The sequence below is a fragment of the Kitasatospora mediocidica KCTC 9733 genome, from assembly GCF_000744225.1.
Classification (GTDB): domain Bacteria; phylum Actinomycetota; class Actinomycetes; order Streptomycetales; family Streptomycetaceae; genus Kitasatospora; species Kitasatospora mediocidica.
In genome coordinates this window covers 700,598-723,550 of record NZ_JQLN01000005.1, presented here as the reverse complement: position 1 = coordinate 723,550, position 22,953 = coordinate 700,598, and the positions used below count along the sequence as shown (strand labels likewise).

Annotated in this window: 21 protein-coding genes; 11 read left to right on the top strand and 10 right to left on the bottom strand. The window is 71.4% G+C overall.

All coding sequences use genetic code 11. The features are described 5' to 3' along the window. Window positions 1–53: 53 nt before the first annotated feature. The 3 genes from BS80_RS17290 to BS80_RS17280 all read left to right on the top strand — a co-directional run bounded on the left by BS80_RS17290 (window position 54) and on the right by BS80_RS17280 (window position 5,131). Entirely contained in the window at window positions 54–2,864 is a 2,811-nt protein-coding gene (locus BS80_RS17290; protein ID WP_083974828.1) for a right-handed parallel beta-helix repeat-containing protein, read from the top strand. Window positions 2,865–3,028: 164 nt separating this feature from the next. Beyond that, window positions 3,029–4,129: a protein kinase family protein gene (locus tag BS80_RS17285; RefSeq protein ID WP_051966721.1), complete on the top strand. Its 1,101-nt coding sequence runs from the start codon at window positions 3,029–3,031 to the stop codon at window positions 4,127–4,129. Window positions 4,130–4,264: 135 nt separating this feature from the next. Then, window positions 4,265–5,131 (top strand): AraC family transcriptional regulator, encoded by an 867-nt coding sequence (locus BS80_RS17280; RefSeq protein ID WP_035798397.1) that lies wholly within the window; start codon window positions 4,265–4,267, stop codon window positions 5,129–5,131. Window positions 5,132–5,156: 25 nt separating this feature from the next. Here BS80_RS17280 and msrA read toward each other — a convergent pair whose 3' ends face one another. Continuing rightward, complete coding sequence (gene msrA / locus BS80_RS17275) at window positions 5,157–5,822, bottom strand: peptide-methionine (S)-S-oxide reductase MsrA (protein ID WP_035798396.1); 666 nt, start codon at window positions 5,820–5,822, stop codon at window positions 5,157–5,159. A 105-nt stretch (window positions 5,823–5,927) separates the two neighbouring features. Here msrA and BS80_RS17270 point away from each other — a divergent pair, with 105 nt between their 5' ends. From BS80_RS17270 to BS80_RS17255, 4 genes are all read left to right on the top strand, one after another. Continuing rightward, window positions 5,928–7,088 (top strand): cystathionine gamma-synthase, encoded by a 1,161-nt coding sequence (locus tag BS80_RS17270; protein ID WP_035798394.1) that lies wholly within the window; start codon window positions 5,928–5,930, stop codon window positions 7,086–7,088. Between the two features lie 110 nt (window positions 7,089–7,198). After that, window positions 7,199–8,410 carry a threonine ammonia-lyase gene (ilvA, locus tag BS80_RS17265; protein ID WP_035798391.1) on the top strand — a complete coding sequence of 404 codons (1,212 nt, stop codon included), beginning with the start codon at window positions 7,199–7,201 and terminating at the stop codon, window positions 8,408–8,410. 201 nt (window positions 8,411–8,611) lie between these two features. After that, window positions 8,612–9,718 (top strand): ATP-binding cassette domain-containing protein, encoded by a 1,107-nt coding sequence (locus BS80_RS17260; RefSeq protein ID WP_083974826.1) that lies wholly within the window; start codon window positions 8,612–8,614, stop codon window positions 9,716–9,718. A gap of 1 nt (window position 9,719) precedes the next feature. Then, on the top strand, window positions 9,720–10,583 hold the full coding sequence (locus BS80_RS17255) for an ABC transporter permease (RefSeq protein ID WP_051966720.1): 864 nt from the start codon (window positions 9,720–9,722) through the stop codon (window positions 10,581–10,583). A gap of 75 nt (window positions 10,584–10,658) precedes the next feature. Here the strand turns inward: BS80_RS17255 and greA are convergent, their stop codons facing one another. Together greA and BS80_RS17245 are read right to left on the bottom strand one after the other, a co-directional pair. Next, a complete protein-coding gene (greA, locus tag BS80_RS17250) occupies window positions 10,659–11,159 on the bottom strand; it encodes a transcription elongation factor GreA (protein ID WP_035798388.1) in 501 nt (166 codons plus the stop codon). Window positions 11,160–11,380: 221 nt separating this feature from the next. Beyond that, window positions 11,381–11,797: a DUF4307 domain-containing protein gene (locus BS80_RS17245; RefSeq protein WP_035798385.1), complete on the bottom strand. Its 417-nt coding sequence runs from the start codon at window positions 11,795–11,797 to the stop codon at window positions 11,381–11,383. A gap of 120 nt (window positions 11,798–11,917) precedes the next feature. On the opposite strand from BS80_RS17245, the gene mca reads away from it, so the two are divergent. Continuing rightward, a complete protein-coding gene (gene mca, locus BS80_RS17240; RefSeq protein ID WP_035798382.1) occupies window positions 11,918–12,814 on the top strand; it encodes a mycothiol conjugate amidase Mca in 897 nt (298 codons plus the stop codon). 99 nt (window positions 12,815–12,913) lie between these two features. Next, entirely contained in the window at window positions 12,914–13,108 is a 195-nt protein-coding gene (locus BS80_RS17235) for a hypothetical protein (RefSeq protein ID WP_035798381.1), read from the top strand. Window positions 13,109–13,127: 19 nt separating this feature from the next. Here BS80_RS17235 and BS80_RS17230 read toward each other — a convergent pair whose 3' ends face one another. After that, window positions 13,128–13,841, bottom strand: a complete 714-nt coding sequence (locus BS80_RS17230) for an SDR family oxidoreductase (protein WP_035798378.1) — start codon at window positions 13,839–13,841, stop codon at window positions 13,128–13,130. A gap of 401 nt (window positions 13,842–14,242) precedes the next feature. Here BS80_RS17230 and BS80_RS17225 point away from each other — a divergent pair, with 401 nt between their 5' ends. Then, window positions 14,243–14,605 carry an ArsR/SmtB family transcription factor gene (locus BS80_RS17225; protein ID WP_035798375.1) on the top strand — a complete coding sequence of 121 codons (363 nt, stop codon included), beginning with the start codon at window positions 14,243–14,245 and terminating at the stop codon, window positions 14,603–14,605. Window positions 14,606–14,685: 80 nt separating this feature from the next. On the opposite strand, the gene BS80_RS39430 is transcribed toward BS80_RS17225, so the two are convergent. The 3 genes from BS80_RS39430 to BS80_RS17210 all read right to left on the bottom strand — a co-directional run bounded on the left by BS80_RS39430 (window position 14,686) and on the right by BS80_RS17210 (window position 17,706). Then, window positions 14,686–15,537, bottom strand: coding sequence for a maleylpyruvate isomerase N-terminal domain-containing protein (locus tag BS80_RS39430; RefSeq protein ID WP_051966718.1), 852 nt, complete (start codon window positions 15,535–15,537; stop codon window positions 14,686–14,688). A 131-nt stretch (window positions 15,538–15,668) separates the two neighbouring features. Further along, window positions 15,669–17,000 carry a glycoside hydrolase family 18 protein gene (locus tag BS80_RS17215; protein WP_051966717.1) on the bottom strand — a complete coding sequence of 444 codons (1,332 nt, stop codon included), beginning with the start codon at window positions 16,998–17,000 and terminating at the stop codon, window positions 15,669–15,671. A gap of 256 nt (window positions 17,001–17,256) precedes the next feature. Then, entirely contained in the window at window positions 17,257–17,706 is a 450-nt protein-coding gene (locus BS80_RS17210) for an Lrp/AsnC family transcriptional regulator (protein ID WP_232246512.1), read from the bottom strand. A 153-nt stretch (window positions 17,707–17,859) separates the two neighbouring features. Between BS80_RS17210 and BS80_RS17205 the strand changes: the two genes are divergently transcribed. Continuing rightward, window positions 17,860–19,560: a PLP-dependent aminotransferase family protein gene (locus BS80_RS17205; RefSeq protein ID WP_051966716.1), complete on the top strand. Its 1,701-nt coding sequence runs from the start codon at window positions 17,860–17,862 to the stop codon at window positions 19,558–19,560. Window positions 19,561–19,581: 21 nt separating this feature from the next. Here the strand turns inward: BS80_RS17205 and BS80_RS41890 are convergent, their stop codons facing one another. The 3 genes from BS80_RS41890 to BS80_RS17190 all read right to left on the bottom strand — a co-directional run bounded on the left by BS80_RS41890 (window position 19,582) and on the right by BS80_RS17190 (window position 22,863). Next, window positions 19,582–21,330 (bottom strand): serine/threonine-protein kinase, encoded by a 1,749-nt coding sequence (locus tag BS80_RS41890; protein ID WP_051966715.1) that lies wholly within the window; start codon window positions 21,328–21,330, stop codon window positions 19,582–19,584. A gap of 69 nt (window positions 21,331–21,399) precedes the next feature. Next, the gene (locus BS80_RS17195; protein ID WP_035798370.1) at window positions 21,400–21,858 is read right to left on the bottom strand and encodes an FAD-dependent monooxygenase family protein; all 459 of its coding nucleotides are present in this window, start codon (window positions 21,856–21,858) and stop codon (window positions 21,400–21,402) included. Between the two features lie 99 nt (window positions 21,859–21,957). Further along, a complete protein-coding gene (locus tag BS80_RS17190) occupies window positions 21,958–22,863 on the bottom strand; it encodes a LysR family transcriptional regulator (protein ID WP_035798367.1) in 906 nt (301 codons plus the stop codon). Between the last annotated feature and the right edge of the window lie 90 nt (window positions 22,864–22,953).

The window sequence follows — 22,953 nt, the reverse complement described above, 5'->3', positions numbered from 1 at the left end:
CTCCGAGGAGCCCGTACGCAGTGAACTCATCTGCACTGGGGGGCAGTACCGAGATGCGCCTGCGCACTTTCGCCGTTTCCACCGTGGCCTGCGCCACCGTTCTGGGAGTCGGCCTCCCCATGGTCCCCGCGGCAGCCGCGGACGCGACCACGCTCTACGTCGACAACGCCGTCACCTGCTCCGACACCGGGACAGGTACGGCCGACCTGCCGTACTGCACGATCTCCGCCGCGGCCGGTGCCGTGACGCCCGGTCAGACGGTCCTCATCCTGGACGGCTGGTACGGCGAGCACGTCAGCATCACCCGGTCGGGGACGCAGCAGCAACCGATCGTCTTCACCAGCGCCTACCCCGGGACGGACGAGGCGACGTCGGTCCTCCAGCCCCCGACCGGCACCGGCCCCGCGATCACGGTGAGCGGCGCTCACGATGTGGTGGTCCGCAACCTGGTCGTCTACGGGAGCGCCGACGGCCTTCAGGTCACTGACTCCTCGCGGATCAGCATCGACCATGACAGCCTCGTGCAGAACGGTACGGGCCCCGATCCCGCCGTCCGGCTCAGCGGCGCGACGTCCGGCGTCACGGTGAGCCGCAACAGCATCTACGACAGCGACTCGACCAGCGGGCCGGCGATCCAGGTGGACTCCGGTGTCCCGGGCACGGTCATCACCACCAACGAGATCGACACCCCGGCCCAGGGTGCGGTGCTCGCCACTGACGCGCCGGGCACCGTGGTCACCAGCAACACCGTCTCGAAGGGCTGCGATCTCGGGATCAGCCTGTTGGGGGCGTCCAGCGGGTCCACGGTGGAGAACAACGTCGCCGCCCCCGACGCCACCTGCGCGGCTGGGAGCCCCGTCGGCGTGACGGTCGCCGCCGCTGCCGTCTCCGGCACGACGGCCGACTACAACGTCTTCCACCCGCTCGCCGGGGGAGCCCCGTACCGCTGGAACAACGCGGTCTACCCGACCCAGGCCGCGTTCCAGCAGGCCACCGGCCAGGGCGCGCACGACAGCACCGCGGACCCGCTGAACCAGTCGGGCAGCTACCAGGCCGGCTCGCCGGCCATCGACTCCGCCGACGCCTCCGCGCCGGGCGAACTCGCCGGGGACATCGACGGCACGCCCGCTGTGGACGACCTCCAGCAGCCGAACACCGGCACCGGGATCGGCTACCGCGACCGGGGCGCGCACGAGCTGCAGGGTCTGACCAGTGTGGGGCTGGCCGTCGACCGGTCCCAGGGCGCCCACCCGATGACGGTCAACCTGACGGCTTCCGCCACCGACCAGTGGGCGCCGACATCGACGTCCTACGCGTACGACTTCGGGGACGGCACCCCGGTCGTCACCTCGTCCTCGCCGAAGGTCGCTCACGTCTACACCTCGCGTGGCACCTTCGAGCCGGTGGTGACCGTCACCGACAACTTCGGCAGCCGGATGGCGGCCGGGACCGACGCGCCCGTGGTGGTGGGCGACCCAGGCCCGCCGCACGCCGTGCTGTCCGTCACCCCGGCGTTCAGCGGCCTTCCGCTGACCTACACCGCCGACCCGTCAAAGTCGACCGGCCCGTGGCCGATCGTCTCCCAGCACGTCGACTTCGGTGACGGCAGCGCCCCGGCCACCTGCGCCAGTGCGTCCGACGCCTGCACCCACACCTACGCCGCTCCCGGCACGTACCAGGTCACCGCGACCGTGACGGACAGCGTGGGCGGCACCGGTACGGTCACGCAGTCCGTGACCGCCGCCTACCAGCCCAGCCGCTTCGCCGCCATGGCCCAGCGGATCCTGGACACCCGGAGCGGACTCGGTGCACCGGCCAAGCGGCTCGGCCCCGACAGCGAGATGACCCTCGACGTCTCCAACATCCTGATCAACGGCACGATCCCGACCAGGATCAACGCCACCGCCGTCGTGCTCAACCTCACCGCGGTGGGCCCGACCGATTCGAGCTTCCTGACGGTCTACCCGACCGGCCAGCCCCGGCCGGTGACCTCGAACAGCAACTTCGTCGCGGGGCAGGACACCGCGCACCTGGTCACCGTTCCGGTCGGCGTGGACGGCACGGTCAAGATCTACAACCACTCCGGCTCGCTCGACCTGGTCGCCGACCTGGTGGGCGACTACAACACCAGCGAACGCGACCGCTTCACGGCCGTCACCCCCACGCGCGTGCTGGACACCCGCACCGGGCAGGGCTCAGGGCAGGTGGGCAAGGTCGGCCCGAAGGGTTCCGTTTGCTTCCCCGTCCCAGTCCAACCGGGGCACCCGTCGGGAGTCGACACGGTGGCGCTGAACCTCACGGCCACCGACGGCGACCAGCAGAGTTTCCTCGCCGCCAATCCTGTCTCCGACGGCCCGAGCTCGAACCTCAACTTCGGCCCCGGCCAGACCGTCTCCAACCAGGCGATCGTGCTGACCGAGAACGGCAGCGTCTGCGTCCACAACGCCAACGGGAACACGAACGTCGTGGCTGACCTGATCGGCTACTACGACCCCACCGCCGACAGCGAGTTCACCCCGATCGTGCCCACCCGCCTGGTGGACACCCGCAACGGCGCGGGCACGCCGATCGGCCCGGACAGCGCGCTGCCCGTGCAGGTGGCCGGCACGGCCGGTATCCCGGCCTCGGCCACGGGTGCGGTTCTCAACGTGACGGCCACCGGTCCTGACCTGCCGGGCTTCCTCGCGGTCTACCCGGACGGCCGCGCCCGCCCGAACACGTCGAGCGTCAACTTCGCGACGGGGCAGACCGTTCCGAACCTGGTGACCACGGGCCTGGGCACCAACGGTCAGGTCGACGTCTACAACCACAGTGGCCACACCCAGGCCATCGTCGACGCCTTCGGCTACTTCGCGAAGCCGTAGCAACGAGACCCCCCGCAGGGGGCGGCGGCCGACCCACGGCCGCCGCCCCCTGCGGCGTTTCGGCAACCAGCCGTGGAGAGTGGCATAGAGGTGTCCGGGCTCATGAGGAGGGTTGTGTAGTTTGGCTCCGACGTGGTCGGTTCTGGCGTTGAGGAGTTGTGCTGATGGACCACCCGGACCTCCAGCACGCCGCACGCCTGGCCGCCTACGGGTCCGTTTCCACGCACCTGTCGCTGCTGAGTGACCACCGGCTCGGTGAGGTTGTGGCCGCGGCCACCCCGCTCGGGTCCGGCATCGGGGGCAGGTCGGCGGAGCTGGAGGTCGGTGGGCGGCGGGTCTTCGTCAAGCAGGTCCCGCTGACGGACCTTGAGATGCGGCCGGAGAACGTGCGGTCGACGGCGAACATCTTCGGGTTGCCGATGTTCTATCAGTACGGGGTGGGCTCAGCCGGCTTCGGGGGCTGGCGCGAGCTGGCCGTGCACACGATGACCACCAACTGGGTCCTCGGGGGCGACTACGCGGGCTTTCCGTTGATGTACCACTGGCGGGTCCTGCCCGGCTCACCTCCCGAGGCGTTTGCCGACGAGTTCGGGGGTGTCGACGGGGCGGTCGCGCACTGGGAGGGCTCGTCGGCCGTGCGGGAGCGGCTGGAGGCCATCGGCCGGTCCTCCTTCAGCCTGGTGCTCTTCCTGGAACACGTGCCACAGACGCTCGCCGCGTGGCTGGGCGACCGCCGGGAGGCCGCACCGGAGGGCGGAGACGGCTCGTCGTACGCGTGGGTCGAGGAGCTCCTGGCGCGCGGGACGGCCTTCATGAGCTCCCGCGGGCTCGTTCACTTCGATGCCCATTTCAACAACGTCCTGACCGACGGCCGGCTGATCTACTTTGCGGACTTCGGGCTCGCCCTGAGCTCCGGCTTCGAACTCTCCGCAGCAGAGGCCGCGTTCCTCTCCGACCATCTCGGGTACGACCGCTGTTACGCCCCGAGCCACTTGCTCCGCCACCACCTGCTCGACGGCGTGCACGGCGCTGCGGAGCACGCGGCGATGCTGCGCGACTGGATCGCCGGCAGGCGTCCCGAAGGCGTCCCGCCCGCGATCGCCGCGATCATCGACCGGCACGCCCGGGCTGCCGTCGTCCTGGACGGGTTCCACCACCGCCTGCTCACCGCGAGCAAGCGGACGCCGTATCCCGCCGCCGACATCGAGCGGGCCAGCACCGCAGCTAACGTCGTGGTCGCCGTTGATCCCCCTGCCGGAGCGTGACGTTGCGCCGGGTCGGTTGATCCGGTTCGACTCGGAGTGAGCGTCAGTTCTGACCCGACCGAAGCGGGCAGGGGATGTCGGGTGGGGGAGGGTGGGGTCTTCCTAGATTGGTGATCACCAGGGAAGGAGACCGGGGTGCTGGAACGGCTGAACACCGCCATGGAGCACATCGAGCGCAACCTCGACCAGCAGATCGAGGTGGCCGAGCTGGCCCGTATCGCCCTCACGTCCGAGTACCACCTGCGGCGGTTGTTCACGGCGCTGGCCGGGGTGCCGCTGTCGGAGTACATCCGGCGCAGGCGGCTTACGGTCGCCGGGGCCGAGGTGCTCGGGGGTGAGCGGACGCTGTTGGAGGTCGCGACGCGGTACGGCTACGGGTCGGGCGAGGCGTTCGCGCGGGCGTTTCGTGCGGTGCACGGGGTCGGGCCGGGTGAGGCCCGGCGGACGGGTGCGGCGTTGCGGTCGCAGCCCCGGATGTCCTTCCGTCTCGTCGTCGAGGGGAGTACCACCATGCAGTACCGGATCGTGGAGAAGGACGAGTTCCGCATCGTCGGGAAGAAGGCGACCGTCCCGCAGGTGCACGAAGGCGTGAACCCGGCCATCGCCGCGCACATCCAGAGCGTCGGACCGGAGACGGTGGGCCGCATCGCGCGGCTGACCGACCAGGAGCCGGAGGGCATCATCTCGGCGATCGTGTACCTCACCGACAGCCGTGAGGAGGGGGCCGAGCTCGACTACTGGCACGCGGTGGTGAGCAACGCCGAGGTCCCCGAGGACCTGGACAGTGTCACCGTACCGGCCGGCACCTGGGCGGTCTTCGAGAGCACCGGGCCGTACCCGCGTGCGCTGCAGGAGATGTGGCGGGACGTCTTCACGCAGTGGTTCCCGTCCAACCCGTACGCGACCCGCCCGGGGCCGGAGATCCTGCGCACCCGCCCGTCCAAGGACTGGTCGGAGTCGGACGCGCAGCTGTGGATCCCGGTGGAGCGCGCCGCGCTCTGATCCACCGGGATCCGTGCCGCGCTGGTCAGCCGTCCGTCTTGGCGACGCCGATCGGGCAGCTGGCGCCGGTGCCGCCGAGGCCGCAGTAGCCTCCGGGGTTCTTGGCGTCGGAGAGGTACTGCTGGTGGTACGGCTCGGCCGGGTGGAACGGGCCGGCCGGGGCGATCTCGGTGGTGATCGGGCCGAGGCCCAGCGCGGTGAGGGCCGGCTGGAAGGCGTCGCGGCTCGCTTCGGCGGCGGCCAGCTGGGCCGCGGAGTGGGTGTAGACGGCGGAGCGGTACTGGGTACCGACGTCGTTGCCCTGGCGGAAGCCCTGGGTGGGGTTGTGTGCCTCCCAGAAGGTCTTCAGCAGGGTCTCATAGCTGATCACGGCCGGGTCGTAGACCACCCGGACGGCCTCGGTGTGCCCGGTCCGGCCGCTGCACACCTCCTCGTACGTCGGGTTCTGCGAGTGGCCGCCCTGGTAGCCGACCAGGGTGGTCCACACGCCGGGGAGCTTCCAGAACGTCCGCTCGGCGCCCCAGAAGCAGCCGAGGCCGAAGTCGGCGATCTCCAGCCCGGCGGGGTACGGCCCGGTGAGCGGGGTACCGAGCACGGTGTGCGGCTCGGTCAGCGTGAAGGCGGGCGCCGTCCGGCCGGGCAGGGCCTGGTCGGCGGTGACGAGCTCGGTCTTGTGACGGTTGAACAGCATGGTTTGGTCAACACCGCACGCCGACCGGAGATTCCACGGCGCGCGGGGCGCCTTGTCGGACGACTCCGGCCCCGGGAATCGGCGCTGCCACTACGCTCAGGTGCCATGAGTGAGCACCAGCACCAGTCTCCCCAGGGCTTCGAGACCATCGCCATCCATGCGGGTCAGGAAGCAGACCCCCGGACCGGGGCCGTCGTCCCTCCGATCTACCAGGTATCCACCTACAAGCAGGACGGCGTCGGCGGCCTGCGCGACGGCTACGAGTACAGCCGTTCGGCCAACCCGACCCGCTCGGCGCTGGAGGAGTGCCTCGCGGCGCTGGAGGGCGGCCGGCGCGGCCTGGCCTTCGCCTCCGGGCTCGCCGCCGAGGACACCCTGCTGCGCACCGTCCTGCAGCCCGGTGACCACATCGTCATCCCGAACGACGCCTACGGCGGCACCTTCCGGCTCTTCGCCAAGGTGCTGACCCGCTGGGGCGTGGAGTTCTCGGTCGCCGACACCCAGCACCCGGCCAAGGTGCGCGAGGCGCTGCGCCCCAACACCAAGGCCGTCTGGGTGGAGACCCCGAGCAACCCGCTGCTCGGCATCACCGACATCGCCGCGGTCGCGCAGGTCGCGCACGACGCGAACGCGCTGCTGGTGGTCGACAACACCTTCGCCAGCCCGTACCTCCAGCAGCCGCTGGCGCTGGGCGCCGACGTGGTCGTGCACTCCACCACCAAGTACATGGGCGGGCACTCGGACGTGGTCGGCGGCGCCCTGGTGGCGGCCGACGCCGGTCTCGGCGAGGAGCTGGCCTACCACCAGAACGCGATGGGCGCGGTCTCCGGCCCGTTCGACGCCTGGCTGGTGCTGCGCGGGATCAAGACGCTGGGTGTCCGGATGGACCGTCACACCTCCAACGCCGAGGAGATCGTGGCGCTGCTGACCCGGCACCCGAAGGTCACCCAGGTGTTCTACCCGGGCCTGGCCGAGCACCCGAACCACGAGATCGCCGCCAAGCAGATGAAGGCCTTCGGCGGGATGGTCTCGTTCCGGGTGGCCGGTGGCGAGGCGGCGGCGGTGGAGGTCTGCAACCGCGCCAAGCTGTTCACGCTGGGTGAGTCGCTGGGCGGGGTGGAGTCGCTGATCGAGCACCCGGGCCGGATGACCCACGCCTCGGCGGCGGGCTCCCCGCTGGAGGTGCCGGCCGACCTGGTGCGGATCTCGGTGGGCATCGAGTCGGCCGCCGACCTGGTCGCCGACCTCGCGCAGGCGCTGGACTAGGACCTGTCCGGGGCGCCGCACAAGGTACCCGACCAGGTGCTGGACCGGCCGCGACGCTGGTGTGGCCCGCGCGGCGATCATCGCGCGGGCCACGGCCCTAGGCTGGCCGTATGCAGAGTTGGCCGATCACCATGGACGACGTCCGTGGTGCCCACAAGATGCTCGCCGGGGTCGCCCGGGTCACCCCGATGGAGAGCAGCCGCCACCTCTCCGCGCTGGTCGGCTCGCCCGTCCACCTGAAGTGCGAGAACCTGCAGCGCACCGGTTCGTTCAAGCTGCGCGGCGCGTATGTGCGGATCGCCGGGCTCTCGCCGGTCCAGCGGGCCGGCGGGGTGGTCGCGGCCAGCGCCGGGAACCACGCGCAGGGGGTCGCGCTGGCGGCCTCGCTGCTGGGGGTGCACTCCACCGTCTTCATGCCGCGCACCGCGCCGCTGCCCAAGGTGGCGGCGACGCGTGACTACGGCGCGGAGGTCCGGCTGCACGGGACGACGGTGGACGAGGCGCTGGACGCCGCGCAGCGGTACGCGGAGACCAGCGGGGCCGTCTTCATTCACCCGTTCGATCACCAGGACGTCATCACCGGTCAGGCCACCGTGGGTCTGGAGATCCTGGAGCAGTGCCCGGAGGTGCGCACCATCCTGGCCGGGGTGGGCGGCGGCGGGCTGCTGGCCGGGATCGCGGTGGCGGTCAAGGCGCTGCGCCCGGACGTCCGGGTGATCGGCGTGCAGGCGGCCGGCGCCGCCGCGTACCCGCCGTCGCTCGCGGTGGGCCGCCCGGTGACGCTGCCCTCGTTCCAGACGATGGCCGACGGGATCATGGTCGGCCGCCCGGGCGACATCCCGTTCGAGCTGGTCAACACGCTCGCGGACGGCGTCCGCACGGTCTCCGAGGAGGCGCTCTCGCGGGCGCTGCTGCTCGGCCTGGAGCGGCTGAAGCTGGTGGTCGAGCCGGCCGGGGCGAGTCCGATCGCGGCGCTGCTGGAGGAGCCGGACGCCTTCGAGGGCCCGGTGGTGGCGGTGCTCTCCGGCGGCAACATCGATCCGCAGCTGATGCAGCGGGTCCTGCGGCACGGACTGGCGGCGGCCGGGCGCTACCTCTCGCTGCGGGTCCGGCTGGCCGACCGGCCGGGCGCGCTGGCCACCCTGCTGGGCGTGCTCTCCTCGGTGGACGCCAACGTGCTGGACGTCGCGCACGTGCGCACCGACCCGCGCCTGGGCCTCGCCGAGGTGGAGGTCGACCTGCACCTGGAGACCAAGGGCGCGGAGCACTGCCTCGCGGTGGTGGGGGAGTTGGGTGACGCCGGGTACGTCGTGTCGCGCTGACGCCCCCCTGCGAGCTGCTGTGCTCTGCTGTGTTCTGCTGTGCGCCCCGGAGTGCGCGCCGGTGCGAGGGAGGGCGCCGGCCGACCGGAAATCGCTTGACGCGATATATCGCGTTTATCTAATCTTCGGGTCGCTGGGGCCCGGCTCCCGGGCCAGAGTGGACGTGTCCGCTTTCGACTCCGAGGGAGATGAGGCAGGCCCATGGCGCCAGCCATCCAAGCCGAGAACCTGGTCAAGACGTTCGGTGACGTACGGGCCCTCGACGGCGTCAGCCTCGACGTGCCGGAGGGGACGGTGCTCGGCCTGCTCGGCCCGAACGGCGCCGGCAAGACCACCACCGTCCGGATCCTGACGACCCTGCTGCGCCCCGACTCCGGCCATGCCGTGGTGGCCGGGGTGGATGTGCTCAAGCACCCGAACCGGGTCCGCAGCCTGATCGGCCTGTCCGGTCAGTACGCCGCCGTCGACGAGTACCTGACGGGTCGTGAGAATCTCCAAATGGTCGGCGAGCTCTACCAGATGAGCGTGCGGGACGCCAAGGCGCGGGCCCGCGAGCTGCTGGAGTGGTTCAACCTCGGCGAGGCCGCCGACCGGATCGCCAAGACGTACTCGGGCGGCATGCGGCGCCGGCTCGACCTGGCGGCCGCGCTGGTCGTCCGGCCGCCCGTGATGTTCCTGGACGAGCCGACCACCGGGCTCGACCCGCGCAACCGGCTGGGCCTGTGGGAGGTCATCGAGACGCTGGTCGAGCAGGGCACCACGCTGCTGCTGACCACCCAGTACCTGGAGGAGGCCGACCGCCTCGCGCACGACATCGCCGTGGTCGACCACGGCAAGGTGATCGCGCGCGGCACCGCCGACCAGCTCAAGGCGCAGATCGGCGGCGAGCGGGTGGAGGTCGTGGTGCACGACCGCGACCTGATCGCCACCGCCGTCGAGGCGCTCAAGGTCTACGCGGTGGGTGAGACCAGCGTGGAGAGGAACACCCGCAGGATCACCGTCCCGGTCACCGGCGGCGCCAAGGTGCTGGCCGACGTGATCCGCGAGCTGGACGGGCGCGACATCGAGATCGACGACATCGGCCTGCGCCGGCCCACCCTCGACGACGTCTTCCTCTCGCTGACCGGCCACGCCACCGCGGCCGGCACCGAGAACGGCGACGGCACCGAGAACGGCGACGGCGCCCCGCCCGCCGACCGGCGCGGCCACGGCCACGGCCACGGGCACGGCGACGGCCACGGTCACGGCGAAGGCCATGGCGCCGACAGGGACAAGGCGGCTGCCGCCGGCACCGGAACGGAGGCCTGAGATGACCACGTCCACTGCCACCGACCACGCCATCGGCGGCGCGGTGCCGCGCCAGCGCCACGGGATCGCGGCGATGCTGCACGACTCCTGGGTGGTCGCCAAGCGCAACCTGCGCCGGATGACCCGCATCCCGGAGATCGTGGTCTTCGGGCTGATGCAGCCGGTGATGTTCGTGCTGCTCTTCTCGTACGTGATGGGCGGCGCCATCCAGATCCCGATGGCCGGCGCCAGCTCGTCGATCTACACCCAGTTCCTGATGGCCGGCATCTTCGCGCAGACCGTCACGTTCGCCGTGGCCGGAGCCTCGGCGGGCATCGCGGAGGACATGACCAAGGGCTTGGTGGACCGGTTCCGGTCACTGCCGATGACCCGCTCGGCGGTGCTCGTCGGGCGGACCCTGGCGGACCTGGTGCAGACCGCCTTCACCTTGCTGGTGCTGGCGCTGGTCGCCCTCGCGGTGGGCTGGCGGATCCACAACGGGATCCCCCGGATGCTCGCGGCCTTCGCCCTGCTCCTGCTGCTGGGCTACGCGTTCTCGTGGATCGGCGCGCTGATCGGGCTCTCGGTGCGCAGCCCCGAGGCGGCCACCTCGGCCGGACTGATCTGGCTGTTCCCGCTGACCTTCATCTCCAACGCGTTCGTGCCGATCAGCAGCATGCCGCACTGGCTGCAGCCGATCGCGTACTGGAACCCGTTCAGCGCGACGGTGCAGGCCTGCCGCAACCTGTTCGGCAACCAGATCGGGCCGGTGGACTCGTCCTGGCCGATGCAGCACGCGATCGTCGTGTCGATCGGCTGGTCGCTGGTGATCCTCGCGGTGTTCTCCTGGCTGTCGGTGCGCAAGTACCGTTCCGCGGCCGGGTAGCCGGCCGGACGGCCAACGCGGCGCGGCCCCGGACCTCAGGGAGGTCCGGGGCCGCGCCGCGTTCAGTGGGTGGGTTCAGCCCGCGTGCGGCTTGACCTCGAGGATCCGCACGCCGGCCTTCTTGCCGTTCGGCAGCTCGTACGTCGCGTCGTCGCCGATCTTCTTGCCGTCGATCGCGCGGCCGAGCGGCGACTGCGGCGAGTAGACGTCCAGCTCGTCGACGCCGGCCACCTCGCGGGAGCCGAGCAGGAAGGACATCGTGTCGTCCGGGTCGCCGCCGAAGGCGACGGTGACGACCATGCCGGGGGCGACCACGCCGGAGTCCTCGGGGGCCTCGCCGACCTTGGCGCGCTCCAGCAGCTGGTTGAGCTGGCGGATGCGCAGCTCCTGCTTGCCCTGCTCCTCCTTGGCGGCGTGGTAGCCGGCGTTCTCCTTCAGGTCACCCTCTTCGCGCGCCGCCTCGATCTTCTGGGCGATCTCGACGCGCCAGGGACCCGTCAGGTACTCCAGCTCGGCCTTGAGCTTGTCGTAGCCGGACTGAGTGAGCCAGGTCACGTTTTCGCTGGTCTGGGTCACAGGTGCTCCTCGTCGGTACTGGGCGGTGCTGAGGGTTGTCGTCAGCGGAAGTGGTGCGGTGGGTGGAACGGGCGAAACCACGAGCCTAACAATCTCCGGTCACGGAGGGGAGGGCCGTTGACGTCGCGTTGTCGTTCCGTTTGCCGGCGTGTACCGCGCGGCGGCTCCCGGGATGGCTCGCCCGAGGGTTCGTCCGGGGCGCTGCGGTCCATCAGGACGGGTTACTTCGTCGGCGTACAACTCAGTAGCTCGCCCGTGGTGCCGCGGGCGGTGGTCCGGATCGTGACGACCTGCTCGAAGGTGCTGCCGTGGGACGGGACCGCCACGTCGGTCTGGCCGACCACGGTGCCGTCCGGGGACTGCGAGCGGATGGTGCAGATCCCGCTGGTGCCGGAGTCCTTGCTGACCGAGAGCTGGACCTGCACCTGGCTGTCCGAGACCACCTGGAAGGCGACCACGGTCCCGTTCAGCTTCGACTGCTGGATCACGTACGTGCTGCCCAGCCAGGCGATCAGGGCGATGGCCAGGACGCCGAGAGCCGTGCCGACGACCTTGAGCTTGCGGTCGGCCGCGCGGTTCCCAGTGCTGCCGTACCGGCCCTCGGGGACGCCGGCCGGGGCCGTCGTGGTGCCGTTCATGGCTGGAATCAGTCCTTCCCGGAAGGCCCTCGGGGTGGTGCGCGGGAATGCTCGGGTCCTCCAGTCCGTCACTATAGGGGGAACGATGCTGAGCCGGACATTCCCGGAAGGAACCAGGCGTTGACTGAGCAGTTGCGGCTGATGGCGGTGCACGCGCACCCGGACGACGAGTCCAGCAAGGGTGCGGCCACCATGGCCATGTATGTCGCCCAGGGCGTGGAGGTGCTGGTTGCGACCTGCACCGGCGGGGAGCGCGGCTCTGTGCTCAACCCCAAGCTTCAGGGGGACCCGTACATCGAGGAGAACATCCACGAGGTGCGGAGCAAGGAGATGGACGCGGCCCGCGAGATCCTCGGGGTCGAGCAGGCCTGGCTGGGATTCGTCGACTCGGGGCTGCCCGAGGGCGACCCGCTGCCGCCGCTCCCGGAGGGCTGCTTCGCCCTGCTGGACGTCGAGACGGCGGCCGAGCCACTGGTCAGGCTGATCCGTGAGTTCAAGCCCCAGGTGATCACCACCTACGACGAGAACGGTGGCTACCCGCACCCCGACCACATCATGACCCACAAGATCACCATGCGGGCTTTCGATGCCGCCGGTGACCCGGACGCCTACCCCGAGGCGGGTGAGCCCTGGCAGCCGCTGAAGCTGTACTACAACCACGGCTTCCCGATGGGGCGGATCCGGGCACTGCACGCCTACCTGACCGAACACGGCTTCGACTCGCCCTACGGCGAGTGGATCGCCGGCTGGGAGAAGAGCGGTCGCAAGGACCGCGAGATCACCACGCGGGTGCACGCCGCCGACTGGTTCGAGACCCGGGACCGGGCGCTGATCGCGCACGCCACCCAGATCGACCCGGACGGCCCGTGGTTCCGCGTGCCGCTGGACGTCCAGCGCGAGGTCTGGCCGACCGAGGACTACGAGCTCGCCCGCTCGCTGGTCGACACCGACCTGCCCGAGGACGACCTCTTCGCGGGCCTGCGTGCGAGCAGCCTGGCGGCCGAGTCCGCCAAGTAGTCCCTCGCGCAGCCCGCTGCGTGCCTGGTCGGCGCGTCTCGTGCGCGACACGCACCCCCCGGTGGCCCGGCTCGAATGGAGCCGGGTCACCATGGGGGGATGAGCACTTCCGCGAACCTGACCCATCTCGCCGCCACCGCGGTGCTGGACAACAACGACAAGGTGACGCCCGGCCTGCTGGGTTTCGTCGTCTTCGCCGCCCTCGGCGTGGCCACCTGGTTCCTGCTGAAGTCGATGAACCGCCAGATGAAGCGGGTCGACTTCGTCGAGGAGCCCGAAGCGCCGAAGGAGTAGTCCGAGCGGGACCGCCGGGTCAGGCGATCGAGCCGCCACCGTCGACGAAGAGCGTCGTGCCGGTGCTGTGCGCGTTGCCGGCCAGGTAGAGGATCGCCTCGGCGACGTCCTCGGGCAGGCCCACCCGCCCCACCGGCAGCTTCTGGACGGTGGCCGCGAACATGCTCTCCCGGCTCGCCTCGGGCAGCCCGTCCCACAGCGGGGTGTCCAGCAGGCCGGGCGAGATCGTGTTGACCCTGATCGGCGCGAACTCCAGGGCCAAGCCGCGACCCAGCGCCTCCAGGGCCGCGTTGATGGCGCTCTGCAGGGCGGAGGCCCGGCCCGGCCGCACCGAGAGGTAGCCCGAGACCAGGGTCAGCGAACCGCCCGGACGGATCGAGACCTGGCGGCTGATCCGGTAGGCGCCCCAGAACTTGCTGTCCATCGCCGCGTACGCGTCGGGCAGCGGCAGGGTGTCGGCGCGGCCGGTGGGGGTGACCCCGGCCGAGACCACGACGTGGTCGAACGCGCCCGCCGCTGCCAGGAACCGGTCGACCTGCTCGTCGTCGCGGATGTCCAGGGTGCGGCCGTGCGCCCGGTCGCCGAGCGACTTCAGCGCCTCGTCGACCTTCTCCCGGGAGCGCGAGACGACGGTGACCTCGGCACCCGCCGCGGCGAAGCCGGCGGCCGCCGCCAGGCCCACGCCGGAGGTTCCTCCGACCACCAGGACCTGCTGTCCTTCGAACGTCTGCACGGCACTCTCTCCTCAACTGTTCAACTGTCGCGTGTGGTCCCGGTTTCCGCGGGTCGGGGAGGTCGGGCACCTCGCGGACAGGGCCAGCGTAGGCGAGCAGCGGCGAGCATCCGGCCGGGCAGTGCTGCTGCGCTGTGGGGCGCCGGACCCCCCATGATCGTTGCGGTGTACCGCGTCGGCCGTCACACTGGACGCGCTCACGTCGAGGGGCGGGGCGAGGTAGCCGGGGCAGACGGCGAGAAGCGTCAACTGAGGCTTGATGAGGGGGAGTTCAGTTCGAGGCGTGGCGGATGGCCCGCTGCGGGGTAGGCTGTTCGATGAGTCGCGAACAGTTTGAGCGTATGGCAGTCGTCGAACATTTGGCACCGAAGATCGAGTAACCCGTCACCAGGGAGGCCGACATGACCATCGACCCACCCGCCGCGACGCCGCGGCACCGGACCCCGCCCGAGCACGCCGTGCTGGACGAGGTCACGCTGGAGGCGGCGCTGGCCGCGCTGGCCGACCCGGTCCGGCTGACCCTGATCCGCGAGGTGGCCTCGGCCCAGGAGTGGGAACGCTCCTGCGGCAGCTTCGACGTGCCGGTGCGCAAGGCCGCGCTGAGCCACCACTTCGCGGTGCTGCGCGCCGCGGGCCTGATCGAGCAGCGCGACGCCGGGCCGCGCAGGTTCAACCGGCTGCGCAGAGCGGAGTTCGACGCGCGGTTCCCCGGGCTGCTGGACGCCGTACTGCGGGCGCAGGCAGCCGAGTTGCAGAAGGTCTAGGGTCCGAGCGGGCCGGGCTGGGCCGCCCGCGCCGCACCGCCGTCGCTCAGCGCCCGGCGGTGCGGCGCGGGCGGGCGTGCTCAGGGCCGGCAGAACAGGGCCGGGAGCTGGAAGGCGGCCATCGGCCGGCGGCCCCAGGACATGATCCGGCCCTTCAGGATCTCCCGCCAGGTCGTGGCCCGGCCGTAGCCGATCAGCAGGAAGGCCACCGGGTCCGTCCAGATCACGCAGTTGACCCGTTCGCCGTCCACGGCCGGCCCGGCGGTCACCGTCCCGGCGTCGAGCCGCAGGACGAGGCCGGGCGTGCCGCGCTCCGCGCCGCGCCAACTGACCCGGAACGAGACGGTCGCGCCGCGGCCGGCGTCGGTCAGCATCAACGGCAGCATCCGGGCGAAGACCTCGCGCGCCACCACGGTGGCCTCGGTGCGCGGTATGGGCCAGCGGGTCCCGGTGGTGCGGGCGACGTCCAGGCCGTGCACCAGGATCTCGCCGAGCGCCAGCGCCGTGAGGGTGTCCGGCGTGCGGGTCACGCCCGGGCCGTACCAGGGGGTGGCCAGCGCGGCGTCCGGATCGAGTGTGGCGGTGGCGGCCAGGAAGGTGGCGATGCCCTGCTCGATCGTGTCGACGGCGACGGGTAGTTGCCGCTCGCCGGCGCTGTCGGCCAGCTCGCGGACGAGCGTCGCGTTGACGGCGGCCAGCCGCTCGTGGAAGTCCGGTTCGTCCGGCACGTAGTGCGCGAACTCGCCGCTGGTGCCGGCCGCGGCCGCGGTGAACCCCTGGAAGACGTAGGCGAGATGGGATGCCACGTCGGCCACCCGCCACTGCGAGTCGACGACCGCCGCCTGCGGGTCGCTCTGCCGGAGCATGGTCACCAGCCGGGCCCCGGCCTCGGCCACCGCCTGGCGCGCGGCGGTGCGATCTCTCTGGTCCATGCGGGTCTCCCAGGGGCTGCTGCCGGCGGCGTGGGCAGAGCCTAGAAGCGGTGGAGCGGCCTGTCTACCCACCGGTAACAGGTGATGTCGGGCGCCGGCCGAGGTCGGCGCCCGACAGTGGGATCCGGGTCTCAGCGCCCGTTGAGGCTCTGGCCCAGCGCGGCCGTCAGGCTGCCGTCCGCGGTGTCCTCGTCCATCGACCAGACGAAGGTGCCGCGCAGGCCCTGCCGGCGGATGTACTGGCCCTTGATCCAGACCGAGGCCGGGCTGTCGTAGGTGTAGAAGTCGCCGCTGGCGGCGTCGTACTTGTACGGCTCGGCGGCCAGCGGGTCCCAGTAGGTCTTGCCCGGGGCGGCGACCACCTGCTTGTAGTCCGGCGTGGTGGCAGCTCCCGCCGCCGCGCTCTGGAACAGCCCGTCGCCGTTCGGTCCGGCGGTGACGCCGGTCCACTCGTGGGCGTAGTACGGGATGGCCAGGCCGATCTGGCCGGCTCGCACGCCGTGGCTCTCGTAGTACCTGACCGCCTGGTCCACGCTGTACTGCTTGTCCGCCGGGTTCGGGTCGCGCGGGTCCTGGAACAGCGCGGAGGCGAAGTCGGTCGGACCGGCGGGCTCCCAACTGCCGTGGTAGTCGAAGGTCATGACGTTGAACCAGTCGACCACCCGGGCCAGCTTGGGCAGTTCGAGCTTGGCGGCGAAGTCCGGGTTGGCCGAGGTGTTGGCGGTGAGCAGGTAGTGCTTGCCGGCCGGGCGGCCCGCCTGGTCCAGCTGGTGGCGGAACTCCTGCATCAGCGCCGTGTAGTCCGGGGTGTCCTGCGGCCCGTACGGGTTGCCGTTGCCGGGCTCGCCCGGGTACTCCCAGTCGACCGCGAACCCGTCGAAGATGCCGGCCGCGGCGCCCGCCGGCAGGCCCGGCAGGTTGCCCGTGACGTACTGGTCCAGGCAGGAGGCGACGAACTTCTGCCGGCCGTCGGCGGTGGCCGCGAGCTGGGAGAAGTGTCCGGACCAGGACCATCCGCCGATCGACATCACGATCTTCAACTTGGGGTAGGCGGCCTTGAGTTCGCGCAGCTGGTTGAGGTTGCCCAGCAGTGCCTGGCCGGGCTGGTCGGCCTGGCCGTTGACCGACTCGGCCGCGCTGAACGGACGTTGGTAGTCGGCCCAGCTGTCACCGCTGCTGCACAGGCCGTCCGCCGAGACGGCGCTGAACCCGTAGTCGAGCTCGGTGAGGTGCTTCATCTCCCCACTGGTGACCAGGTTCTTCTCCATGAAGCCGGAGTAGATGCCCCATTGGGTGAAGTAGCCGGTCAACTCCTTCTGGCCGCCGCCCTGGCCGCCACCCGCGTGCTCGGGCGAGGCGGCGACGGCACCGGTGGGTGCGGCGCCCAGCAGGCTGAGGGCGCAGGCCGCAGCGGCGGCGGCGAGGCCGGCTCTGCGGGCGGAGGTACGACGGATCGCGGGCATGACTCTCCTCGGCGGGTGCCGCAAACAGCAGCGACGGTGGGGGATTTGGGTTCGCCAGGCGTGCGGAGGCGCGGGAGCTCGTCATTGGCATAGACCAATGAGAGGGAAGGTATAGTCCACCGCCCCCGGGGGTCAATGGCCCTTGCGGGTTTGGGTGCTGCCGGCTTCGGCGCTCAGGGGTGGCGACGGCTCGCGGGACGCGCTCGGCGCACGGGACGGACCCGGCGCACGGGACGGACGCGGCTCACGCGCCCGTTCACGCGCCCGGCGTCAACTGACGGCGGCCGGGGATCTGCTCGAAGATCAGGTTGGTCCGGGTCTGGGCCACCGCCGGGTGGGTGGTGAGGTGGTCGACCACGAAGTCGCGCAGGGCGTCCGGGTGGGCGAGGGCGACGTGCAGCAGGTAGTCGTCGGAGCCGGCCATGTGGAAGACGGCGACCACGCCGGGCAGGTCGGGGGCGGTGGCCCGGAAGCTCTCGTTCTGTTCCCGGGTGTGCGCCCGGAGCCGGACCGAGATCATCGCCTGCAGGGGCAGTCCGATCGCGGCGGGGGCTATCTCGGCGCGGAACGCCCTGATGACCCCGCGCTCGCGCAGCGCGCGCACCCGGGCCAGGCAGGTCGAGGGGGCGATCCCGACCGCGTCCGCGAGCGCGTTGTTCGGGATGCGGGCGTTGTCGGTGAGGATCCGCAGGATCGCCCGGTCCACATCGTCGAGGGGTGCTTGTCGGGTATGAGGATTATTCGGCACGAGGTCCAGGGTCGCCCCTCGGGTCGACGATGTGCAAGAAACCGGCGGCCGCCACCGAATCTTCTGCGGATTGCTTCCCCTCATGGCGTCACACGTTCCATTCTGGCTGCCATGATCCGAACCGAGACCCTGCCCGCCTTCGCGGCCCACGACGAGCCCGGCCGGCTGGAGCCGGACGCCCGCGAGTTCGCGATACCGGCGGGCGGGCTGGACGAGGATCAGCGGCTGCGCGCCCTCAACCGGATGGACGAGTACCTGACCAGGAAGCGTCGGCACCTGCTCGGGTTCCAGGCCACCCAGGAGATGGGCGGCAGCGCCTTCGACCTCGGCCGGTTCATGCAGCACAACATCAACAACCTCGGCGATCCGTTCCAGAGCGGCGGCTACAAGCCGAACACCAAGGCCGTCGAGCGCGCCGTGCTCGACTACTACGCCACCCTGTGGCACGCCGACGGCCCGCACCGGCCGGAGGACCCCGAGTCGTACTGGGGCTATGTGCTATCGATGGGCTCGACCGAGGGCAACATGTACGCGCTCTGGAACGCCCGGGACTACCTGAGCGGCAAGCCGCTGCTCCAGCCGTCGACTCCGCCTGAGCAGGGCGACCAGGGCGAGCAGCAGGGTGGGCGGGCAGCCGGGCCGGTCAGCCCCAACGCCCGCCGCCCGGTGGCCTTCTACTCCGAGGACACCCACTACTCCTTCGCCAAGGCCGTCTGCGTGCTGGGCGTCGAGACCTTCCACGCCGTGGGCACCGAGCAGTACCCCGGCGAGTGCCCGTTGGTCGGGCCCTCGGGGGAGCCGCGCGACTGGCCCACCGAGGTGCCCTCGCGCAGCGGCCCCTCCGGGCACTCCTGGGACGGCACCGGCGAGATCGACATCGACGCGCTGGCGGTACTGGTGGAGTTCTTCGCCGCGAAGGGGCACCCGGTCTTCGTCAGCCTCAACCTCGGCAGCACGTTCAAGGGCGCCCACGACGATGTGCGCGGGGTCTGCGAGCGGCTGTTGCCGATCTTCGAGGAGCACGGGCTGATCCAGGGCCCGGTGGTCCACGGCAAGGACCCGGTCACCCGTGAGCCGCTGGTAGACGTGCGTCGGCGCTTCTGGATCCACGTGGACGGAGCCCTCGGCGCCGGTTACGTGCCGTTCATGCGGATGGCCGGCCCGGACGACGACCCGGCCGGCGGCGACCCTGCGGGCTACGGCTGGACCCCCGACGCCGAGCTGCCGGAGTTCGACTTCGGCCTCACGCTGCCCACCCGGGAGTTCGGCGAGCTGGACATGGTCTCCTCGATCGCCATGAGCGGCCACAAGTGGCCCGGCGCGCCCTGGCCGTGCGGCATCTACATGACCAAGGTCAAGTACCAGGTCGCCCCACCGTCCCAGCCCGAGTACACCGGCGCCCCCGACACCACCTTCGCCGGCTCCCGCAACGGTTTCTCGCCGCTGGTGCTCTGGGACCACCTCTCCCGCCACTCGTACCGCGACCAGGTCAACCGGATCCGCCGCTCCCAGCAGCTGGCCGCCTACCTGGAGCAGCAACTCTTCCTGCTGGGGCTGGAGAAGGGCGTCGACCTCTGGCCGGCCCGCACCCCGGGCGCCATCACCGTCCGGTTCCGCAAGCCCAGCCCCGAGCTGGTGGCCAAGTGGTCCCTCTCCTCGCAGGACGTCCTGACCGTCCCGGGCGACGAGACCACCCGCCGCAGCTATGTGCACGTCTTCCTGATGTCCTCGGTCGACCGCGCCAAGCTGGACGCGCTGCTGGCGGATCTCGGCAACGACCCGGTCATCGTCGGCGCGTCGCTGTCGGCGTGAGAGGCGGCTCGTCCGGTCCGGTCAGTACGGGGTGTCGAAGCAGTAGGTCTGGGTCCATGCGGAGGCTCCGTGCTGGTTGGCCGCGCGCAGGGCGACGCAGATGTGGTCGCCGGAGACCGGGCCGTTGATCGTGTAGCTGGTGCCTGCGGTTGAGTAGACGGCGCTCGCGTTCGTGGTCTGGTCGCTGTACTGGATGTCATAGCGGGTCGCGTCCGGCTTCGCGGGCCAGGACAGGGTGAGCGGCATGTAGCAGGAGCCGAAGCAGGCGTTGTTGTAGTTCGCGTTGAAGCCCTGCATGGCCGAGGGCGGCGAGCCCTGCGGTGAGGGCGGGGGTGCGGGCGGGGGTGCGGGCGACGGTGGCGGCAGGGGCGCGGGTGAGGGCGGGGGCGGGGCGGGGGTCGTGGCGGAGCCGCCCCCGGTTGTGCCGCCTGACGTACCGCCGCTGGTACCCCCGGTGGTGCTCGCGGAGCCGCCCCCGGTGCCCCTGGAGCCGGTGGTGGTACCCCCTGACGTACCGCCGGTGGTGGAGCTGCCTCCGCCGCCGCCGCTCCCCGACGGCCCGGCGGCGGGCGCACTGGTCGCCGTCGCGGGTGCCGCCGTGGAGGGCGGCGCCGGCGAGGGCGGTGACGGGGGCGGGGAATTGCTCGGGGCGGCGGAACTCGCCGGCGCGGTGGGCGTTCCCGTCGCTGACGGACCGGCGGGGCTGCCGCTCGGGAGGCCCTGGCCCTGGGTGCTCGCGGGAGCGCCGCCGCCCAGGCCCAGGACGACGGTGATGACCATGCCGACGACGACCACAGCGGCCAGGGCGATCACCGCCGGGCGCCGCCGGGTCGGGCGGCCCGCGCTGTTCGGCTCCGTCGGGGTCGCGGTCGGCGTCGCGGTCGGCGTTGGCGTTGGCGTCGCGGTCGGGAGCGCGGTGTCGCCCGCGTGCCGGATCAGGGCGCCCAGGCCGGTCTGGTCGAGGGTCGCCTCACCCAGGCCCAGCGCCGTGACCAGCTCCTCGGGCGTCGGTCGCTCCTCGGGGTCCTTGGCCAGGCAGCGCCCGACCAGGTCGACCAGTTCGGCCGGGATGCCTTCGAGATTTGGCTCCTCGTAGACGATCCGGAAGCCGAAGCCGAAGGAGTCCGTCTGGCCGAACGGGTGCTTCCCGGTGGCCGCGAAGGCCAGCACCAACCCCAGCGCGAACACGTCGGCCGCCGGCCCGACCCGGCCCCGCGCCTGCAACTGCTCCGGGGCCATGAACTGGGGCGTGCCCAGCACCACCCCGGTCTGCGTCAGGGTGGTCACCGCCGCGCCCCGCGCGATCCCGAAGTCGATCAGCCTGGGCCCGTCCGGCCCCAACAGGATGTTGCCGGGCTTGACGTCCCGGTGCACCAGGCCGGCCGCGTGGATCGCCCCCAGGGCCTCGGCCAGGCGCACGCCCAACGCCCGCACCGGCACCGTGCCGAGGCAGCCGTGCTCGGCGACGACCGCGTTCAGCGTGGGCCCGGGCACGTACTCGGTCGCCAGCCAGGGCTGTTCGGCGTCCACGTCGTGGTCGACGACGGCGGCGACGTACGGTCCCGACACGGCCTGGGTCGCGGTCACCTCGCGACGGAACCGGGCGATGAACTCGGTGTTCTGCGTCAACTCCTCATTGATGACCTTGACGGCGACCACGAGCTCGTCGCGGCGCCCGAGGTAGACCCGGCCCATGCCACCCGCGCCGAGCACACCGAGCAGCTCGTACGGGCCGACCCGCCGCGGATCGCCGTCCTGGAGCGCCTTCACCGAGCCACCCCCGGCGCGGTCGCCGCAGGCATGAGCAGCCGGTCGGGCAGCACAGTCAGCATGTCTCTCTCACGTTCGACAGGAGGAGCGTTCGCGGGTGTGCGGTCCCGGGCGCATCGACGGTGTGAGGTCCTGCGGGCTCGCCATCGCGATGGTGCTGGCCCGGCCGCCCACAGTGCCAGGCCACGGGCACCGGCCATTCATGACCGGTCGCGCCGACGGGTACCGCCGCTGACGCGTCGGCAGGTCGGGGCGAAGTGCGGCCATCAGCCGGCTCATCGCGGCGCCCTGCACCTTCTGCGTCCGGTTCGCGGGTTGTCCCGGCTCGTCGGCCATCCCCCACGGCGCGGTCAGGATGCGCGTCGCCCGGGCGAAGTAGTCCGCGGCGACGTCGCGCCGGCCGGCCGCGAGCGTGTCGTGCACCGTGCGGGCCTCCAGTGCCGCCACCGTCAGGCCCTGCGCGTTGACTGGGCTCACCGAGCACAACGCGTCGCCGACGACGACCAGCCCGTCCGGAATGATCGTCACCCGGCGGCACTACCCATCGTCCAACAGCAGGTGCTGATGGCCCAGGTGGTGGCACTCGCCCCGGCCCGGCGGCTGCGCCCGTGCGCGCGGGGTAGCCGGCTACGAGGCGCCGCGCACGGTCAACGCGGTTCGGGCCAGTCCGCGCAGCCAGGTGTGGGCGTGGTCGGTGTCGTAGCGCTGATGCCACGACAGGTAAATGGGCGCAGAAGGCAGTTGCAGCGGCAGGGGGAGCACGACCAGGCCGAGGTCGGTCACTGCGGAGCGCGTGGTGGCTTCGGGGACGCTGATCACCAGGTCGGACTCGCGTGCGAACGCCAGCGCGGCCGCTTCGGTGGGCGCGGTCGCGACCACGCGGCGGGTGAGGCCGAGGCGGGCGAGGGCGTCATCGAGGGGGTTGCTGAGGTTTCCGCGTCGCGAGACGGTGACGTGCTCGGCGGCGGCGTACTGCTCTGCGGTGACGGCTTCGGCGCGGGTGAACGGGTGCTCCGGCCGCACGGCGATGACGAGGCGACTCTCGCCCACGTTCTCGGCGCGGATGTCCGGTGCGCTGGGACGGTTGGCGTTCGCCTCCAGGTCGACCTCACCGCGCCGCAACTCGGGGGTGTCGGTGCTCGATTCCGCGACGAAGCGCAGTCGCACCCCCGGTGCCTGTGCGCGCACGGCCGCGAGCAGTGCGGGGCCGCTCAGGGCGACCAGGGAGTCGTGCCAGCGGAGCGTGAAGGTACGCTCCAGCGTCGCCAGATCGAGTTCACGGCTCGGTGCCAACACCCCCTGGACCTGGTGCAGCAGCGCGTGCACCTGTTCCCGGACGGCGATCGCATAAGGCGTCGGCGTCATGGTGCGGCCGGTGCGTACCAGGATCTGGTCCCCGGTCGTGTGCCGGATCCGGCCCAGACTCCGGCTCATCGCGGGGGCGGTGACGTGCAGGCGCGCAGCCGCACCGGCCACGCTGCCCTCCTCCAGCAGCGCGTCGAGCGCTGCGAGCAAGTTCAAATCCAGTTGCATGAGAATCATCCTAGCCGTGCCTGACATGCACTTGAGGTTAATCGGCCTGCCTTCTAATCTTCGAGAGCGGGCGCAGGAGAACACGAACTC

Excerpts from the sequence above, each read along its gene's own strand:
- BS80_RS17290 (WP_083974828.1), top strand. The coding sequence starts at position 54 with ATGCGCCTGCGCACTTTCGCCGTTTCCACCGTGGCCTGCGCCACCGTT.
- BS80_RS17285 (WP_051966721.1), top strand. The coding sequence starts at position 3,029 with ATGGACCACCCGGACCTCCAGCACGCCGCACGCCTGGCCGCCTACGGG.
- msrA (WP_035798396.1), bottom strand. The coding sequence starts at position 5,822 with ATGCTGTTCAACCGTCACAAGACCGAGCTCGTCACCGCCGACCAGGCC.
- BS80_RS17270 (WP_035798394.1), top strand. The coding sequence starts at position 5,928 with ATGAGTGAGCACCAGCACCAGTCTCCCCAGGGCTTCGAGACCATCGCC.
- ilvA (WP_035798391.1), top strand. The coding sequence starts at position 7,199 with ATGCAGAGTTGGCCGATCACCATGGACGACGTCCGTGGTGCCCACAAG.
- BS80_RS17260 (WP_083974826.1), top strand. The coding sequence starts at position 8,612 with ATGGCGCCAGCCATCCAAGCCGAGAACCTGGTCAAGACGTTCGGTGAC.
- BS80_RS17255 (WP_051966720.1), top strand. The coding sequence starts at position 9,720 with ATGACCACGTCCACTGCCACCGACCACGCCATCGGCGGCGCGGTGCCG.
- BS80_RS17245 (WP_035798385.1), bottom strand. The coding sequence starts at position 11,797 with ATGAACGGCACCACGACGGCCCCGGCCGGCGTCCCCGAGGGCCGGTAC.
- BS80_RS17235 (WP_035798381.1), top strand. The coding sequence starts at position 12,914 with ATGAGCACTTCCGCGAACCTGACCCATCTCGCCGCCACCGCGGTGCTG.
- BS80_RS17225 (WP_035798375.1), top strand. The coding sequence starts at position 14,243 with ATGACCATCGACCCACCCGCCGCGACGCCGCGGCACCGGACCCCGCCC.
- BS80_RS39430 (WP_051966718.1), bottom strand. The coding sequence starts at position 15,537 with ATGGACCAGAGAGATCGCACCGCCGCGCGCCAGGCGGTGGCCGAGGCC.
- BS80_RS17215 (WP_051966717.1), bottom strand. The coding sequence starts at position 17,000 with ATGCCCGCGATCCGTCGTACCTCCGCCCGCAGAGCCGGCCTCGCCGCC.
- BS80_RS17205 (WP_051966716.1), top strand. The coding sequence starts at position 17,860 with ATGATCCGAACCGAGACCCTGCCCGCCTTCGCGGCCCACGACGAGCCC.
- BS80_RS17190 (WP_035798367.1), bottom strand. The coding sequence starts at position 22,863 with ATGCAACTGGATTTGAACTTGCTCGCAGCGCTCGACGCGCTGCTGGAG.